Below are 18,954 nucleotides of genomic sequence, written 5' to 3' on the forward strand. Positions count from 1 at the left end.
ACAAAATAATTTAAATTTACATATTTTTATATATTATATTACATATTATAATGGTTTGTTATTGTTTTTCATTCCCATATAAACTTTTTCAAATGTCATAGGTAGCTCTCTCATACGAACACCAGTAGCATTGAATATTGCATTTGCTATTGCAGGAGCTGGTGTGTGTATTACTATCTCTCCTAATGATTTAGCACCATAAGGACCTCCTGGGTCAAAATTGTCAGCAAAATCTACTAATATATTTCCTACTTCTTTTTTTGTAGGAACTTTGTATTGTAAAAAACTATCTGTTAATAATCTTCCGTCTTTATCAAATATAGGGTCCTCATACATTGCAAACCCTATACCCATCATTACTCCACCTTCTACTTGTATTCTAGCTAAAGTTGGATTTATAACAGTTCCACAATCAGGGACACATGCAAAATTTATTACCTTATATTCACCCGTATTTTTATCCAGTTCTATCTCTGCAAACCCTGCTATAAATGGTTTTATTCTTTTTAACATACCAAAAGACTCTGTAGCTTCTAAAACAACTGGTACATCATCACTAGCAAACCCTATGCCTCCTACTGATTCTCTACCTAATTCTTCCAATAATACAAATTTGCTATTATCATTTTTAACAAAAACTCTGTCTTTTCCCAGCTCTAAATCTTCTTTTTTAAATCCCAGCTTTGATTCTGCCACTGAAAGTAATATTTCTTTCAATTTATTTGCTGTCTTTATTGTTGCATTGCCTGTAACTGTTGTAGTACAAGATGCAAATGCTCCTGTATCATATGGACATAAGTCTGAATCACCTGTATAAACAGATATTCTGTCTACAGTAGTATTTAAAGTTTCAGCAGCAATTTGTGCTTGAATTGTATCAGCTCCTTGACCTAAATCAGCAAGACCAGATAACAACTTATATGTTCCATCTTCATCCATTCGTATAGTAACTGTTGCCATATCCACACGTGGTATACCAGAACCATGATTTGCAACTGCCATGCCTACTGCTCTTACCTTGTTATTTCCTATATCTTTACATGGATACTTATCATCCCAATTTATTAATTTCTTACCTTTTTCTATACATTGTTTTAACTCACAACTTAATATTTCTTCTTCAGCTGCTTTTCCATTAGTGTATCTATCTATTATGTTTTTAATTCTAAATTCAAGTGGGTCCATTCCAATCTTATTGGCTAATTCATCAATAGCACTATCTATTGCAAATATTCCCTGTGTAGCACCATATCCTCTAAGTGCTCCTGCTGGTAATCTATTCGTATAAACTGTTCTAGCATCAAATCTAACAGCATCAATATCGTTATATATTGGCAATGTATTATGCCCAGATTCTGAAGAAACAGAAACACCATTACCACCATAAGCACCTGTATTGTTTAATGACTTTAGCTCTATTGCTTTTAAATTGCCTTCTTTATCTGCACCCACTCTGACATCAAAAAACATTTCATGTCTACTATTAGAACCGACAAAAGTTTCACTTCTTGTAAAAATAAACTTTGCTGGTCTACCAGTTTTCATAGTAACAAATGCAGTAAATATATCTGTAGCTGCTATATTCTTTCCTCCAAATCCTCCACCTATTCTAGGCTTTATTACTCTTATTTTTGAAGATGGAATACCCAACACTTTTCTAAGTATTCTCTTTACATTGTGTGGTGATTGTAATGATGAGACTACAACAATCCTATCATTTATGTCTTTATATGAGTAAGACCTATGAGTTTCCATCATACAATGTGATTGACTTTGAGTTTTATATGAAGATTCAACCACAAAATCACTTTCTTCAAGTTTGGCTTCAACATCTCCAAATTCAAAAAACTCTTTAGATACTATATTATTTTTTGCGTCTAACCCAAAAGGATACGGTTCTACTATATCTTCTTCTGGATGTATAACAACCTCATTTCCTTCTGCTTCTCTTGCATTAAATACAGGTTTTAAAATTTCATAATCTACCTTTATCATCTTTAAAGCTTTAATTGCTGTTTTTTCATCTTCGGCTGCTACTAAAGCTACCTCATCGCCAACAAATCTAACTGTATCTTCAAGTAAAACTCTGTCATAAGGAGATGCTTCTGGCTCTGTTTGACCTGGGACACAATATCTAACTTGTGGCACATCTTTATAAGTATAAATACCCACAACACCTGGAATTTTTTCAGCTTTTGATGTATCTATATTCTTTATTTTAGCATGTGCATATGGACTTCTAAGTAACTTTAACGTCAAAACGTCTTTATGCATTATAAGGTCTTCAGTATATAGAGGCTTTCCTGTAACAATTGCTGTACTATCTATCTTTCTTATCCCCTTAGTAATCATTATCGACTTCCTCCCTCAATAACATTATACATCCTTTTAACTAGTGCACTTGCCATATCTATTCTATAATCTTTACTAGCTCTCATATTACTTCCATAAGTTAATTCTTCACTTGCAATAATAGATGCCTTATCTATATTTTTTTCTTTACTTAATATGGCACTTGCTTCAAGTGCTATTTTTGCCCTTTGAGGTCTTGCTCCAATTACTATTTTGTAAGTATTATTTTCTTTTAACATAGCTGAATTTAGTATAGAAAAATCTCCTGTACACTTTCTTATTGAGTCAAAAACAGCTATTGCATCTCTTTTTGGAAGTATTACCTCAACTAATATGTCTTTACTTGACTTATTATCTAAAAACTCATTTAATTCTAAGACTCCTTCTTTGTATAATCTTACCTTTGCTCCAACAACCAAAAGTGCTGGTATTAAATCAGAAAAACCATACTTTGAAAATACACTAGCACCAATTCTAGCACCTTGCCTAAATTGAACTCCTACTATATTAGAAACAGCACTTGAAACTATTCCACTACAGTAATTTTTAATAGTTTTGTCTATTTCTATACTTCTAAGAGATGTGTCTGCACCTATAAAAATATTTTTTTCATCTTCTTTTATATAATTTAGATTTATAGCCTTCAAATCTATTGCTGTTCCTATATTCTTATTACTTAATTTTATAAATCCGCATCCTCCTAAAACAACATTATTTTTTTTAGAAGTTAGAATTTTATATGCTTCTTCTAAGCTTTCTGGAACTGTATATTCTTTTATAGTAACCATCTTCTCCCCCTATCATCAGACTCATTAAAATTTAAAACTTTTAAATATATCTTTCAATTTATATCAATAAATGTGATACGTTTGATTCACATATATTAACGATTTACACTATAAACTTTCCTTTTTATCTTCAACTTTATTGTTCTTATTTTTAGGAAATTTTATCATATACAAGGCTTGAACTATTATAGCTACCATTGCTCCTGAAACTACACTTGAATCTGCAAGCAATGTCTCTATAAACTTCGGAAATTTTTCAAGAACTTGAGGAGCCACCATGAATCCTATACCAGAAGCCATAGAGAGACCTAGTATCATGCTATTTTCTTGATTGAACCCATCCATACTAACAAGTCTTAAACCAGATGTTGTAAGAGTTGAGAATATAACGAGTGTTGCTCCCCCAACCACACAAGGAGGAATGGTTCTTATTAGATTAGCTAACAACGGTGATATTCCTGCTAAAAATAGCCCAATTCCTCCGATAGCTAATACAAATTTACTTACAATCTTTGTATTGGAAACGATTGCAGAATTTTGACCAAACATCCCCATTGGAGTTGCAGAAAATAATGCGCCTATCGTAGATAGTACTCCATTTCCTAAAACAGCAGAAGAAAGTTCTTCATCTGTTACTTGTCTATTGAGTCCTCCTACTGCAGAAAGCGTACATGCACCCATAATATCTGCTATCTCAACCAAATATATTATTGAAAACATAACTACAACTTCGATTCTTATATCTAGACCAAAAATAAGTGGTTTTGGAAGCGCAACCAAAGTAAACTCTTGAATTGAAGAAAAATTTACAATACCCAAAATTAGTGATAAAATGTATCCAAAAACTATGCTAACTAATATTGATGCATCTTTAAACAATCCTCTTCCATACTTGTTTAATCCTAATATCATAAGAGATACAGAGATTCCAACTATAAAATTAATTGGCTGTCCAAAAGTTTCATTTCCCATACCTCCAGCTAAATTTTTTATTGCTATTGGAAAAAGTCCAAGACCCATACATGCGACTATTGTTCCAGATACAACTGGAGTAAATATAAATCGTATTTTTTTAAGGCCAAAACCAATTATAATTATTACTATACCAGCTATTATTTGAGAACCAAATAAGACTGGCAATCCATACTTCCCTGCAACAGAGACTCCAGCACCTATAAACATTGCTGTAGCTCCCATTATAACTGGTATTCCTCCTCCCAATTTAAACCCTTTAAATAGAGGTATTGGATATAACTGTAATAAAGTTGATATACCTGCAAAAATTAATGCTGCTTGAATCAACAGTGTTGACATTTTATGATTAAGCCCAGCTGCATTTGCAATCAATATAGCTGGTAAACAGCTTCCTATTACCATTGCCATTAAGTGTTGTAACCCTAAAGGTACGGCTTCCTTTAGTGGTGGTATTCCGTCTAATTCAAATTTTGATGTACTTTTTGCTTTCATAATAAAAACTCCCGTTACATAAAACTTATTGAATTATATAAATACTTAAAAATCTAATATATTAAATTGAATGATGTTTATAAATTTTGCTTATACTCCCTTATACATTTAAGTTCTTAAACTTAAAGAATATGTACAATAAATTTAATTATTAACAAATAAACTTATTCTATCATTTTGTATATGTTATTATACAGTAGCTTACAAACATAAGAATATTATAGCTATGAATTTTTAATTTTTTACAATATATTTAATCCAAGTTAAATCTTTCAATCTTAATCGTTATAAGTTATAAGTTTTCATAAGTATTTATATTTTGTAAGTTTTAAACATTTACCTATAAACGCTACTTTATAGATGCCACTTTAAATCCAGTGACCTCATACTTTCATATGAGCGTAGACTATTTCTTCATCTTCAGCATTACCTGCTAAGAGCAACCCGTTTCCACTATCAATAGCTTATAGTGTACTCTCTTTCGAGATAGTCGTTTGACCTTCCTATTTCTAGGCTTGGCGACCAAATGTCCATTATTAAGTACTTAGGCTCTCACCATATACCATCCTTACTATTGTTTCTGGTTTTCACCACATTCATAAAAGTTTCTTTCTATCTTTTATTGTAGTTGTAAGGCTTTAGGATTTACTGGTTTTAAAGTTGTGTCCTACATAGATTTCTCTATGTACGGGGCTAAAAGTACAATTCATTAATATACTCTGCTTTACCCCCTGTAAATAATATTATTTACTCTTTCACTGTTTTTGTTATTAAATTAATTAAATAATAATTAATTTAAGCATAAAATAATTTTTAATTTAAACTCAAAATATTTATGAATATTTTATAATATAATTCTCATAAGACAGAAAAACTTAATAAGCTATGTATCTCAGTTGTATCAATGTACTCTCCTTTACTATATTTGTATCTGCAACATAAAACATACAAGTTTCTATCTATTTATAGATATATATTGATATCTATAATTAAAATAGTAATATTATTTGTGTAATAAGAACTTTATTTACATTACTATTTATAACTTTTATAGAGCAATTTTGATGCCAATATTTACACACATTTATTTGGTATAAAATTTTTATACTTTTATTGATAAAATTTTACTTATTTCAACCGTTCTATCGCATTTTTGCATTTAAATCTTAAGTTTTATTTTTATAATTTCATTATATCCCTATAAAAAAAAGACCTTAAAATAATTTTTTAACGGTCTTTTCTCAAATTTTTATTTTCATTTCTAAAATTTATAATAAATAACAGTAACATTATAAGTATTTTTATATAAGATTTTTTATTTTGTGGATGATAAATTAGTGAATTAAAATGCTATCTGACTGATTTTAGTTTGACAATATCACTCCAATTTTTACTAGTAGCTAACTCCACTAAATCTAAGTCTCTTCTTATTTCAGCAACATCTTCTTTTATGGCATTTGTATCACCTTTTATATGTGCTATATTATGCTCCATACTATCATGAGTAGCTTTATTTATTTCAGAATTATGTAATAAACTTCCTAAAATATTACTCTGCTCCTCCTGTATCTCTTTTATTGATTTTTCTTGATTTTCTAGAACATCAATTTTTACTTCAATTCCATATAATTTCTCATTTGCAGTGACTACTTCTTCCTTAACTTCACTCATCTCTTCACTAATACTGTCTATTTTATTTTGCATAGAGTTCGTTTCTGATTTAACTCCAGATATATCTTCTTTCATTATAGTCATTTCTTGTCTTATTCCAGACATATCTTCTTTTACTACGCTTATTTCCTGTTTTAATCCATTCATTTCTTTTTTCATTATGTTTACTTCTTGTTTCACTTCAGATATATCTTTCTTTATTATATTCATCTCTTGTTTTATTTTAGACATATCTTTTTTTAATACATTTATTTCTTGCTTTACTTCAGACATATCTTCTTTTAATATATTTATCTCTTGTTTTACTTCAGACATGTCGTCCTTTAACGCAGTTATCTCTTGTTTTACTTCGGACATGTCGCCCTTTAACACTGTTATTTCCTGTTTTACTTCAGACATATCGTCCTTTAACACTGTTATTTCCTGTTTTACTTCAGACATATTGTCCTTTAACACTTTTATTTCCTGTTTTACTTCAGACATATCATCTTTTATACTAACTACATCTTTATTTATAATATGTAATAATTCTAAAATCTTATCTTGCACTTACATCACCATCCCTATTAATTATTATAACATTTTATACAAATGCTATACAATGTTAACATATCTATAAAAAAGTTATTAATAATTAATCAAAATATAAAACAATTACAAATAAACTAAAAGAGACTAACTCAAAATATAGATAAGGCTCTTTTTTATTGTTGAAAATGATGAAAATATATTTGATTTTATACAAAAAAGAGTGCCTCATGAACTAAAAAGTTAATTTTGAGACACCTACTTTTATTTCTATCTAAAGTTTTATTTTTTAATTATTCTTTATAAAAAACCTATGCATTCAATTCTGAACATGAAATTTTTCTTCCAAGTGCTTTTGGTTTACAAACTGATATGCAAAGACCACAATATCTACACTCTTCTTCATTTAACTCCATCTTATCGCTTAATTTTCTTGCTTGATATGCACAGACTCTCTCACACATCTTACATTTAGTACATTTTTCTTCATCATAAGTAAATTCAAAGCTAAGTCTTTCATTTACATCGCCCATATGCTTATGTACTATACCACAAGCATTTTCTATAGTGTTATACCCTAGTCTACTAAGGTTAGATTTTAAATCATCATGTATTTTAGATATTACTTGTGCACCTTTTAAAATTACCACTGAACATATACCAACAAAGTCAGCACCTGCCATAATCATTTCTAAGGCATCATCTCCACTAACACATCCACCTAAACCAATTATTGGTATATTAACTTCTTTTTTTATTTCATAGATTCTTTGTAAAGTTATTGGCTTGATAGTTTCTCCACTTAGATATCCTATTCCATTTCCACCTAATAAAGGTTGACCAGTTTCTATGTCTATTCTAAATGCTGGTCCTACAGAATCACAAGCAGTTATTGCATCTGCTCCTGCTTCTTCTAATTTTTTAGCAAAAGCTCCTATTTCATCTATCATAGGAGGAAGTTTAACTATTACTGGTATATTTACTTTTTCTTTAGCATCTTTAAGCATTGGTATCAAATCTCTATAGTCATAAGATACTAATTCAATAAAGTCAGCTCCTGCATTTGCAACTTTCTCTACTAATTCACTACTTTCTTCGATTGTATGACCTATTGAAGCTATACAGACAGTCCCATCTTTTTTCATTTGTGGTATTTCAAAATCTATCCATTGTTCTGGTTCAAAATCTGTCCATTTCTCATTATTTAAAAGAGCATTAGCTGTATTTCTAACCATATGTGGTGCTGGATTTATAGCTCTTTCTTTTCTTATAGTCTTAGTAACAACTGCCCCTGCTCCTGCATCACTTAATATTTTACATCCAGCTGCACTATATGTTAATGGTCCTGAACCTATTATAAGTGGTGATTTTAATTCTTTACCTAAAAAATTGTACATTATCTGCTTCCCCTTTTCATTTATATTTACATTGATTTATATTTACATTCATTAAAATTTCCAAAATTCGCAAGCAACTTCTTTCATCTCTTTAACAATAGCTTTTTTATCTAAATCAACTAACTGTTTTTCTTTTAAAATATGTCTACCATCTATGTATACATTTGATATAAATTCTTTTTTGCCTTGTACTACTATCTGGTCAAATATATTATCAAGAGTCACAGGAGTCTTGAATTCATCTTCCATAACTATTATATCAGCCTTATTACCAACTACTATTTTACCAGATTTTTGAAGACCTAATGCATGGGCACCATGCTCAGTTGCCATCTTAAATACTAAATTGGCTGGCATTACAGATGCATCTTCTTCGACTGATTTGTGCATTAAAAATGCACCTCTCATAACTTCAAAAAAATCATTTATATATCCATCTGTACCAAGTGCTACTTTTATACCTTTTTTAATCATTTTTGGTACTGGAGAAAAACCTCCACCAACTTCACAGTTGCTAAGAGGCATATGAACCACTTTTACACCCTTCTCTTTTAATATATCTATTTCTTCATCATTTACTTTTACACACTGAGAAGCTAATACAGTTTCATCTAATATCTCTAAATCATTATAGTATTCAACTGCTTTTTTACCAAAATGTTTTTCAGCATAGTTTGGTTCATATATACTCTCACATAAATGGAATTGCATTGGTGCATCTAATTTTTTTGCATCTTCTTTAGCTTTTTTAATAAATTTATCTGAACATGTGAAACTTGTATGAGTACACATTATTCCATTTATTAATTTACTATTTTCTCTGCTCCACTTTATCAAATTAGAATTTTCATCTAAACATCTAAGCCCATTTTCGTAACTTATTCTTTCACAGCTTTCTAGGGATAAAATCGCTTTCATCCCTATCTCTTCTAGTATTTTACCTTGCTCAATTAAAGTTCCTACTTCTGTATTTGGAGCTTCTAGAGTATCACAAAAAGCTACTACACCAGATTCTATAAGCTCTATTGCTGATGCTTTAGTTGTGGCCTTTACTTCTTTTAATCCTATTCTATTTTCTATAAATGGCCACCAATAGTCATTTAAGAAACCTTCAAAATCAGTAAAATGTACATTTGCTGGTATTCCTCTAGAAAGCACTCCATATTGATGCATATGACCATTGATGAATCCTGGCATTACTATAGCATCTGATTTATCTATTATTTTTTCAATATTTGTGTACTTTATTTCAACTTCTTCATTTGGTAATATATCTTTTATAATGTCATTTTCTACTACAACAGCATAATTTGTATATATTTCATCAGCAGAAGATATTAAGTATTTACTTTTTATAGCAATCATTTATTTACCTCCCTGATTTAATTTTTTCATAGCCATATAAACCTTCTCAGAAGTTATAGGAAGTTCTCTTACACGAACTCCAGTAGCATTGTATATTGCATTTGCTATTGCTGGTGCAGGTGTATGAATAACTATTTCTCCTAAAGATTTAGCTCCATATGGGCCTGTTGGGTCATAACTATCTACAAAATCAACAAATATATTTCCTATATCTTTTTTTGTTGGAACTTTATATTGTAATAAGTTAGAAGTCTGAAGCTTTCCATCAGAACCATGTCTAGGGTCTTCATACATTGCAAGCCCTATACCTTGAGTTACACCGCCTTCAACTTGTATTCTAGCAAGTGCAGGATTCATAACTGTACCACAATCAGTAGAGCAAGCATAATTTATTACTTTAAACTCTCCTGTTGTTTTGTCTAACTCGATTTCAGCAAATCCTGCTAAGAATGGCTTAGCACTCTCTTGTATACCATAGGATTCAGATGAATATAAAACCTCTTGATTTCCACCACCAACAGATTCTCTTCCTAATTCACTTAATAGAACAAACTTATCTACATCTTCACTATAACAGACTCTATCCTCATATAAAATTAAATCATCTATTGGTAATTCTAGTTTCTTCTGTGCTACTTTTAATATCTTTTGTTTTAAACTTTCAGCAGATTTTATTGTAGCATTTCCAGTTACATAAGTAGTACAAGAAGCATATGCGCCAGTATCATATGGACACATATCTGTATCTCCTGTATAAACTGAAATTCTGTCAATGGATGTATTCAATGCTTTTGCAGCTATTTGTGCAAGTATTGTGTCAGAACCAGTTCCTAAGTCTGAAGACCCAGAAAACAATTTATAAGTTCCATCTTCATCCATTCTCATGTTTACTATTGCCATATCTATGTTAGCTATACCAGAACCATGAGTTCCCACAGACATCCCAACAGCTCTTACTTTGTTGTTTCCAATCTCTCTGACAGGATATTTTTCATCCCATCCAATAAGTTTCTTTCCTCTAATTATACATTCATCAAGTGCACAACTTCTTATTGGAAAATTCATTATTCCGCCTTCAGTTTGCTTTTTTATAATATTTTTCAATTTTATTTCTGTTGGGTCCATCTTAAGTTTATGTGCTAATTCATCAATTGCACAATCAAGTGCGAATGTACCTTGTGTTGCTCCGTATCCTCTTAATGCTCCCCCTGGAACTAAATTAGTATATACAGTTCTTCCATCAAATTTTATTGCAGGTACATTATTATATGTTGGAAGTACATTATGCCCTGACTCAGAACAAACTGAAGGTCCATTATCACCATAAGCACCTGTATTGTTCAAAGCTTTCATATCTATAGCTTTTATATTTCCTTCTTTATCTGACCCAATCTTTATATCAAAAAACATCTGATGTCTAGTATTAGTCATTGCAAAAGTTTCTTCTCTAGTATAAATAAGCTTTGCTGGTCTTTTCGTCATCCAAGTCACAAATGACGCATATATCTCTGTTACAGCTATATTTTTTCCACCAAAACCTCCACCTATCCTTGGCTTTATTACTCTCACTTTTGAAAGAGGTATACCTAATGCTCTAGAAACCTGTCTTCTCATATGATAAGCCGATTGGTTTGCAGAAGTTACTACTAATCTACCATTCGTATCTATATACGTATAAGCTCTATGAGTCTCCATCATACAATGGGCTTGTGATTGAGTCATATAAGAATGTTCTACTATTACATCACTCTCTTTAAACTCTTTTTCTACATCCCCTTTGCCCATTTTCTCTCTTGATACGATGTTTTTTGTAGCATCCAATCCAAAATCAAATGGACAAAATAAATCATCTTCTTCATGTATTAAAATTTTATTTCCTTCTGATTCCCTTGCATCCAATATAGGAGTCATTACTTCATATTCAACTTTTATAAGTTTCATAGCTTTAATAGCAGCTCTTTCATCCTCGGCAGCTATTATAGCAACCTCGTCTCCTACATATCTAACTATATCTTCCAGTATTAATTGGTCATGAGGTGATGCTTCTGGATATGATTCACCAACCATTGAATATCTATAATTTGGCACATCTTTGTAAGTGAATATATTTACTACACCTTTTACTTTTAATGCATTTTTTATATCGATGTTTTTTATCTTTGCAAAAGCATGTGGACTTCTAAGAAGTTTAATAGTCAAAACATCTTTATGAAAGATTAAATCTTCTGTATATATTGGTTTTCCAGTAACAATGGCTTCACTATCTATTTTTCTTACTTCTTTATTTACCATCACACTCACCTCCAATACTATTATACATTCTTACTACTAAAGCTTTTGCCATATCTTTTCTATACTCTTTACTTCCTCTTATGTTGCTTCCAAATGAAAGTTCTTCACTTGATGCTTCTCCAGCTTTTTCTATATCATTTTCTAAGCTTAGTATTTCACTTGCTTTATAGGCAATTTTTGCTCTTCTTGGTCTAGCTCCTATTGCAACTTTATAAGTACTTCCTTCTTTTAACATTGCTCCATTTAATACTGCAAAATCACCTGTACATTTTCTTATAGAATCAAATACACCTGTAGCATTCTTTTTAGGTAATATAATTTCTATTAATATATCTTTTTCAAGCTCACTTTCTAAAAAATCAGCTAAGTTCATAACCCCTTTTTTATATAACTTAACCTTTGCATCTACTACTAGTAATGAAGGTATTAAATCTGAAAATCCATATTTAGCAAATACACTAGCTCCTACTCTAGCTCCACTTCTAAATTGAACTCCTACTATATTAGAAACAGCGTTTGAAATTACTCCACTACAGTAATTTTTAATAACCTTATTTAATTCTAAAGTTCTTAAACTTGTATCTGCTCCGACTAATATGCTATCATCAGTTTCATTTATATAATCCAAAGCCAAGTCTTTTAAATCTATTGCTGAGCCAATATTTTTACTACCTAGCTTTAAAAATCCGCAGCCTCCAAGTATTATGTTGTTTTTTCTTGATATTAGCAGTTCATAAGCTTCATCTAAACTTTTTGGAACTACATATTCCTTTATAGTTATCATATTCTCTCCCCATATCAATTTAATTTTCACTTAAAAACTTAAGTGTTCAAATATTTATGTATTGCTCTTAATTGACCTTTATATCCTGTACATCTACAAAGGTTTCCATTTACATAATCTATAACTTCTTCTTCTGTTGGATTTTGAAGCTCTCTTTTCATAGCCAAAACCATCATTATAAATCCAGGAGCACAAAATCCACATTGGTCAGCTCCTTCATCTGCAAGAAAATCCCCAAATTTCTTTGCTTCATCCAAGACACCTTCAAGTGTTGTAATATGTTGACCATCTACTCTTGCTGTAAGATAATTACAAGAAAGTACTGCCTTGTCATTAACCATTACTGTACATAATCCACATGAGCCTGTATCGCATCCTTTTTTAACACTTACATATCCATTTTCTCTTAGTGTATCTGCTAAAAACTCATCTGGTCTTATACTTAATTCTTTTTCTTTATTATTTATGGTACATTTGATAATCAAATAAATCACCTCAAAACTCATATTTTTAAGCTAAAGTTTTTATTATACTCCTTTATAAATAAAATCAAATTTATTAATAAAGACTATTCCATATATGACCTTCCATTCTATTCTTTATAGTTCCTCTTACACAAAGTCTCTCAGCTGTATCTTGAGCATCTTTTAGTGCTTTTTCTTCATTAGCTGTTAATATCTTTGAATCTTCCATTATTATATTTCCATCTACTATAACACTCTCTATATTTTTCATACTAGAAGAATATACTAATGTAGATACTGGATTATGCATAGGTATTGCTTTTGGTGAAAGCATTGGATTAAATATTAGTAAATCTGCTTTCTTACCTATCTCTAATGAACCTATCTCATCTTCCATTCCAATAGCTCTTGCCCCATCTATAGTTGCTAACTCAAGAACTTTTTCTGCTGACATTGCTAATGGGTCACACTTATTAACTTTATGTTGAAGTGCTGTTAATTTCATAAGCTCAAGCATATCTTGAGAGTTATTACTAGCAGCTCCATCTACTCCTAAACTAACAGTTATTCCTTTTTTAAGCATTTCTGGTACTGGTGCAACACCTGAAGATAAGTACATATTACTTGCTGTATTATGAGATACTTTCATGTCATATTTTTTAGTAAGTTCCATATCCTTTTCAGTTAAATACACACAATGCACCATAAGTACGTTTGGTCCAAGTATTCCTAATTTCTCTAAAACATCTATGTCATATTGCCCATGCAATTCTTTTGCTGCTTCTCTATCAAAAGGAGTTTCTGATATATGTACTGTAAATAAAGCATCATCGTATTCTTTTACTACTCTCCATAGCATCTCAAGCATTTCTTGAGAATTTGACCATATTGCTGCTGGAGCTACTCCTATTTTGATTCTTCCATTTTCTGTGTTATGGTGTTTTTCAAATAATCTTCTTACATCTTTTTCAACCGTTTCTACATCTTGCATTATTCCAGGATGAACTCCAAATTGAGCACCAGTATTCATACATCCTCTTCCAAGTATTCCTCTTATTCCTAATTCTTTATAAGCATCTATTATTCCATCACAAAGACCTGGCTTACTGTGAGGATACATATAGTCAACCATAGTCGTTATACCACTTCTAAGACCTTCAATACATCCAAGCATTGCAGCATCATAAGTATCTTTTGGTTCTAAATAGTTAGCTGCTGGAAACGTCATAGTTTCTAGCCAATCTTTAAGTACCATATCATCTCCCAATCCTTTTAATAAAGTTTGGAATAAATGAGTATGTGTATTTATAAAACCTGGGAATAAAACTTTACCTTTAGCATCTATCACTTTTTTAACGTCTGTATATTTACTTTCTATTTCTTTAGAGTTCCCAATATCAGCAATCTTGTTATCTTTTACTACTAATGCCCCATCAAAAATAACTTCTCTCTCTTTATTTACAGTTACTATTATGGCATTCTTAATAAGTATATCCATCATTCTTATTTCCCCCCGCATTATTTAGTAATTTTTCTTTTAATGTATTGACCTATTGCCTGTTCTTTAATATTACAACTTTGCACTACATGGTTTCCTCTCAAAAACACATCTTCTACTTTACATCTAACATTAAACCCCTCATATGGAGTATAATCTACATTTTGTTTTTGAGTTTGATAACTAATTGTTTCTTCTTTATCAATATTTAAAATAACTATATCTGCATCACTTCCTACAGCTATTTCACCTTTTTTAGGATACATCCCAAATATTTTTGCAGCATTTGTAGAAGTTACTTCTACAAATTTATTTGCACTTATTTTATTTTCTAAAACTCCATATGTATATAAAAGAGATAACCTATGTTCAACACCAGGTGCTCCATTTGGTATCTTACTAAAATCATTAAGTCCCAAATCTTTTTGCCCCTTAAAATTAAATGAACAATGGTCTGTGCCAACTGTTTGGATATCTCCATTAGCTAACCCTTCCCAAAGATAACTTATATCTTCTTTTTTTCTTAAAGGAGGAGACATTACATATTTAGCACCCTCAAATTCAGCCTTATCATATAAATCGTCTTCTAATAGTAGATACTGTGGACATGTTTCTACTATCATATCTATATTTTTTTCTCTAGCAATTTTCACAGTCTCAAGCGACTCTTTACAACTTAAATGAACTACATAGGATTTTGAGTTTGATAATTTAGTTATATCAGCAAGTCTTGAAACAGATTCTTTTTCAACTATATTAGGTCTTGTAAGCGGATGATATTTGGGCTCTAAATTACCATTTTGTATATTTTCTTCTATCAATACATCTAGTAAATCGCCATTTTCACAATGAAATTCAACTATACAGCCTAAATCTTTAGCTTTCTTTAAAACCTTATATATTGTTCCATCATCTACTTTCATGCCATCATATGCCATATACATCTTAAAAGATACTATTCCATCTGAAATAAGCTTTTCCATATGAGCAAAGGTATCTTTATCTAGACATGTAATTGTCATATGAAATCCGTAATCACAATAACAATTTCCTCTTGCTTTTTTATGATATGTCTCTACACCTTGTAGCAGATTCTCACCTTCACTAGCTTCTGCAAAATCCAGTATAGTAGTGGTTCCTCCAGCTATAGCTGCTCTTGTTCCTGTTTCAAAATTATCAGCAGTAATAATAGCACCTGCATTCATATCAAAATGAGTATGTGTATCTATTCCTCCAGGAATTACAATTCTACCTGTAGCATCAATAACCTTATCATCATTTATTTCTAGATTATTTCCTATTTCAACTATCTTCTCATCTTCTATCCTTAAATCACTTATATAAGTTTTATCAGAGGTAACTATAGTTCCACCTCTTAGTATTGTTCCCATATATACCTCCTAACTTTTAAGCTTTAAAGTATTTTTTAAGTACCCTTATCCAAATGCAGTTGTATTTTCTAAAGGTGCTACATTAGCACCCCTAGACTATATTTAAATAATTTATTGTGAACTAAATATTATTTACCATATACAGATTTTAATATTCCATAGTAACCTTCTGTTCCTATAAATAATTGTTCTTGCTCGATATATTCATCTATTGTGTGAGCAAGATTCTCTTTAGAAGGACCAAATCCTATTGTTTTTATTCCAGCTTCACCTGCATAATGGCTTCCATTTGTACAGAATGAGTATTGAGTTATTTCTGAATCTATTCCAGCTTCTTTTAATCCTTTATATGCTGCTTGAACAAATTCATCCTCTTCGTCATATAACCAACCTGGGAAGAATCTTTCACTTTCTATAGTATTTCCTGTATAACAATCAGCTTTTTCAACTGCATAAGAAACTTTTGCATTTAATTCTGCATCTTCTTTCATCATTTCATCTAGTAATGCTTGTATTGGAGCTAATACTCCTTCTCTTGTTTCTCCAACTAATAATCTTCTGTCAAAAGTTGCTTTACAGTAATCTGGCACTACTGAAGCCCCTGGATATGGAGAAGATTTTATATCTGTTAAAACTAGTATTCCATCACCTAAAACTGGATGAGTTGGAGGTACTAATTGTTGTATCTTTTGGATTACATTAGCCATTTTATAAACTGCATTTACACCTTTTTCTGGATTAGCAGAGTGAGCTGGTTTTCCAAAAGTTTCTACTACTATTTCTCCTCTACCTCTTTGACCAATCTTTAAGTTTAATTCTGAGGATTCACCTATTACAACATAATCAGGTTCAACAGCCTTACTTATTTCTCTAGCTGAAACTCCTTCAAATATTTCTTCATGAACAACTCCTGCTACGTATAATTCACCTTCAAAGTCTTTATTAGTATCTTTTGCAAAGTATGCAACTGCTGACATCATTGCTGTATATTGACCTTTCATGTCAGAAGTTCCCCTACCATATATTTTGCCATCTACTATTCTTCCTTCAAAAGGAGGAACACTCCATTTACTTTCGTCTGGAACTGGAACTGTGTCTATATGACCATCAAATAATATTTTCTTACCTGGTTTGTTTCCTTTTATGCATCCTACTATATTCCCATATCTGTCTCTTGACCAACTGTCAAAACCTAATTTTGCAAAAGATTCTTCTATTGCTTTTACAACGCCTTCTTCATTTCCAGAAGAACTAGGATTTTGAATTAATTTTTGGCATATTTCAGTTACTTCTTGTTTTCTTTGTTCATTTAACATTTCATTATCCCCCTAGATTTTTTATAATGTATGTATTATATATTTTCTAAATTTTAAAATTTATATATCTTCTAAATATGTAAATTGCTACTTAATAATGATATTTTAATCATTATTTATATACTTGGATATTCTCCATCCCAAACTATACTTCTGTATTTATCAGGGTCAGTGTCTCCCTCTGTACTTATTAAAAGTATTCTTGAATTTTCATCTAATTTTAAATCTTTTCTTAAGTCTGCTAAATCTTCTCTTTCCATAGCTGCTATTAAAAGACCAGTTGTGACTGCTCCAGATTCTCCAGAGATTACCTTTGCATCCCCATTTAAAGGATTACCTAATGTTCTCATACCTTTAGCAGAAACCCAGTCTGGTGCTGAAACAAATGCTGCAGCATGATTTTTTAATACTTCAAATCCTATAGTATTTGGCTCTCCACAAGCAAGACCAGCCATTATAGTTGGCATATCTCCTCCAACAAATCTTGGCTTTCCATCTCCTGCTTCTGCTGATTTATAGTAACAATCAGCTTCATCAGCTTCTACTACTACTGTTATTGGGCATTCATCGTATATTGAAGCAACATATCCTTGAACTGCTCCAGCAAGTGAACCAACTCCTGCTTGCACAAATACATGTGTTGGTCTATCTACTCCATATTCTTTTAATTGCTCTATCGCTTCTTGAGCCATAGTTCCATATCCTTGCATTATCCATGCTGGTATTTCTTCATATCCATCCCATGCTGTATCTTGAACCATTACTCCATGGTCATCAGCTTCTGCATAGTCATTAGCTAATCTTACTGCATCATCATAGTTTAAGTCTGTTATACTAGCGTCTGCTCCTTCTCCTTTGATTTTATTTAATCTAAATTCAGAAGAACCTTTTGGCATTAACACAACAGATTTTTGACCTAATTTATTAGCTGTCCAAGCAACTCCTCTACCATGATTTCCATCTGTAGCTGTAAAGAAAGTTATTTCTCCTAATTTTTCTTTTATTTCATCTGAAGTTAATTTATCATATCCTAATTCAGATATATCTGTATCTAATCTTTGAGCTAAATATTTACCCATAGAGTAAGAACCACCTAAAACTTTAAATGCATTTAATCCAAATCTATAAGATTCATCTTTAACATATACTCCTGCAACTCCTAATTTTTTTGCTAAACCTTCTAGGTTTGCTAATGGAGTTTCTTTATATTGAGGAAAGCTTTTATGAAAATTTCTAACCTTAGTTATTTCTTCTTCATTTAAGAATTTAATACAATTTTCCTTGTCACCTTTTGGCAAATTATTTACTTTCCATTTAATCTCTTTTAACATCTAAAATACCTCCAAATTATTGTTAAATTTTTATACTTTAATATATAAGCAATTAACATGCCAACACTAAATATATGTTGGATATTTTTCTATGACTGTTTAATATAGAAATTGCAATGCTTTTATTGTTTTTTCTTATCTACCTTTAGTTAATACAATGTGTGTGGAATTTAATAACTGAAAAACCTTTTCTATCTTCTCACTTTTTAATTCTCATTTTTAAAATTTAAAAACAATTCTTAAAATACTCTGTTTGTACATTTTTAATATCAAATCTATAAAATCTAAATTAAAACATAAATAGTGATGC

Annotated in this window: 13 protein-coding genes; all 13 read right to left on the reverse strand. The window is 30.8% G+C overall.

The features are described from left to right. Nucleotides 1–45: 45 nt before the first annotated feature. The 13 genes from ACTG45_RS11340 to dpaL all read right to left on the reverse strand — a co-directional run bounded on the left by ACTG45_RS11340 (nt 46) and on the right by dpaL (nt 18,644). Nucleotides 46–2,352, reverse strand: coding sequence for a xanthine dehydrogenase family protein molybdopterin-binding subunit (locus ACTG45_RS11340; protein ID WP_479918999.1), 2,307 nt, complete (start codon nt 2,350–2,352; stop codon nt 46–48). Continuing rightward, nucleotides 2,352–3,140 carry an FAD binding domain-containing protein gene (locus tag ACTG45_RS11345; protein ID WP_479919000.1) on the reverse strand — a complete coding sequence of 263 codons (789 nt, stop codon included), beginning with the start codon at nt 3,138–3,140 and terminating at the stop codon, nt 2,352–2,354. Before ACTG45_RS11345 ends, ACTG45_RS11340 begins: the two co-directional genes overlap by 1 nt. Nucleotides 3,141–3,248: 108 nt before the next feature. Continuing rightward, on the reverse strand, nt 3,249–4,607 hold the full coding sequence (locus ACTG45_RS11350) for a uracil-xanthine permease family protein (protein WP_479919001.1): 1,359 nt from the start codon (nt 4,605–4,607) through the stop codon (nt 3,249–3,251). Between the two features lie 1,350 nt (nt 4,608–5,957). Next, a complete protein-coding gene (locus ACTG45_RS11355) occupies nt 5,958–6,827 on the reverse strand; it encodes a coiled-coil domain-containing protein (protein ID WP_479919002.1) in 870 nt (289 codons plus the stop codon). 290 nt (nt 6,828–7,117) lie between these two features. Then, a complete protein-coding gene (locus ACTG45_RS11360) occupies nt 7,118–8,203 on the reverse strand; it encodes a hypothetical protein (RefSeq protein ID WP_021384921.1) in 1,086 nt (361 codons plus the stop codon). Between the two features lie 51 nt (nt 8,204–8,254). Continuing rightward, a complete protein-coding gene (locus tag ACTG45_RS11365; RefSeq protein ID WP_479919003.1) occupies nt 8,255–9,568 on the reverse strand; it encodes an amidohydrolase family protein in 1,314 nt (437 codons plus the stop codon). Then, nucleotides 9,569–11,860, reverse strand: a complete 2,292-nt coding sequence (locus tag ACTG45_RS11370) for a xanthine dehydrogenase family protein molybdopterin-binding subunit (RefSeq protein WP_479916888.1) — start codon at nt 11,858–11,860, stop codon at nt 9,569–9,571. Beyond that, a complete protein-coding gene (locus ACTG45_RS11375) occupies nt 11,850–12,644 on the reverse strand; it encodes an FAD binding domain-containing protein (RefSeq protein ID WP_479916889.1) in 795 nt (264 codons plus the stop codon). Before ACTG45_RS11375 ends, ACTG45_RS11370 begins: the two co-directional genes overlap by 11 nt. Nucleotides 12,645–12,682: 38 nt before the next feature. Further along, nucleotides 12,683–13,129 carry a (2Fe-2S)-binding protein gene (locus tag ACTG45_RS11380; RefSeq protein WP_021384923.1) on the reverse strand — a complete coding sequence of 149 codons (447 nt, stop codon included), beginning with the start codon at nt 13,127–13,129 and terminating at the stop codon, nt 12,683–12,685. Nucleotides 13,130–13,202: 73 nt separating this feature from the next. Continuing rightward, the gene (locus ACTG45_RS11385) at nt 13,203–14,609 is read right to left on the reverse strand and encodes an amidohydrolase family protein (protein ID WP_479916890.1); all 1,407 of its coding nucleotides are present in this window, start codon (nt 14,607–14,609) and stop codon (nt 13,203–13,205) included. 17 nt (nt 14,610–14,626) lie between these two features. Then, nucleotides 14,627–15,997: a dihydropyrimidinase gene (gene hydA / locus ACTG45_RS11390; RefSeq protein WP_479919004.1), complete on the reverse strand. Its 1,371-nt coding sequence runs from the start codon at nt 15,995–15,997 to the stop codon at nt 14,627–14,629. Between the two features lie 128 nt (nt 15,998–16,125). Continuing rightward, a complete protein-coding gene (locus tag ACTG45_RS11395; RefSeq protein ID WP_479916891.1) occupies nt 16,126–17,313 on the reverse strand; it encodes a YgeY family selenium metabolism-linked hydrolase in 1,188 nt (395 codons plus the stop codon). A gap of 116 nt (nt 17,314–17,429) precedes the next feature. Beyond that, complete coding sequence (gene dpaL, locus ACTG45_RS11400; protein ID WP_054270550.1) at nt 17,430–18,644, reverse strand: diaminopropionate ammonia-lyase; 1,215 nt, start codon at nt 18,642–18,644, stop codon at nt 17,430–17,432. Nucleotides 18,645–18,954 lie beyond the last annotated feature (310 nt).

It is taken from the genome of Clostridioides sp. LIBA-7602 (assembly GCF_056688945.1).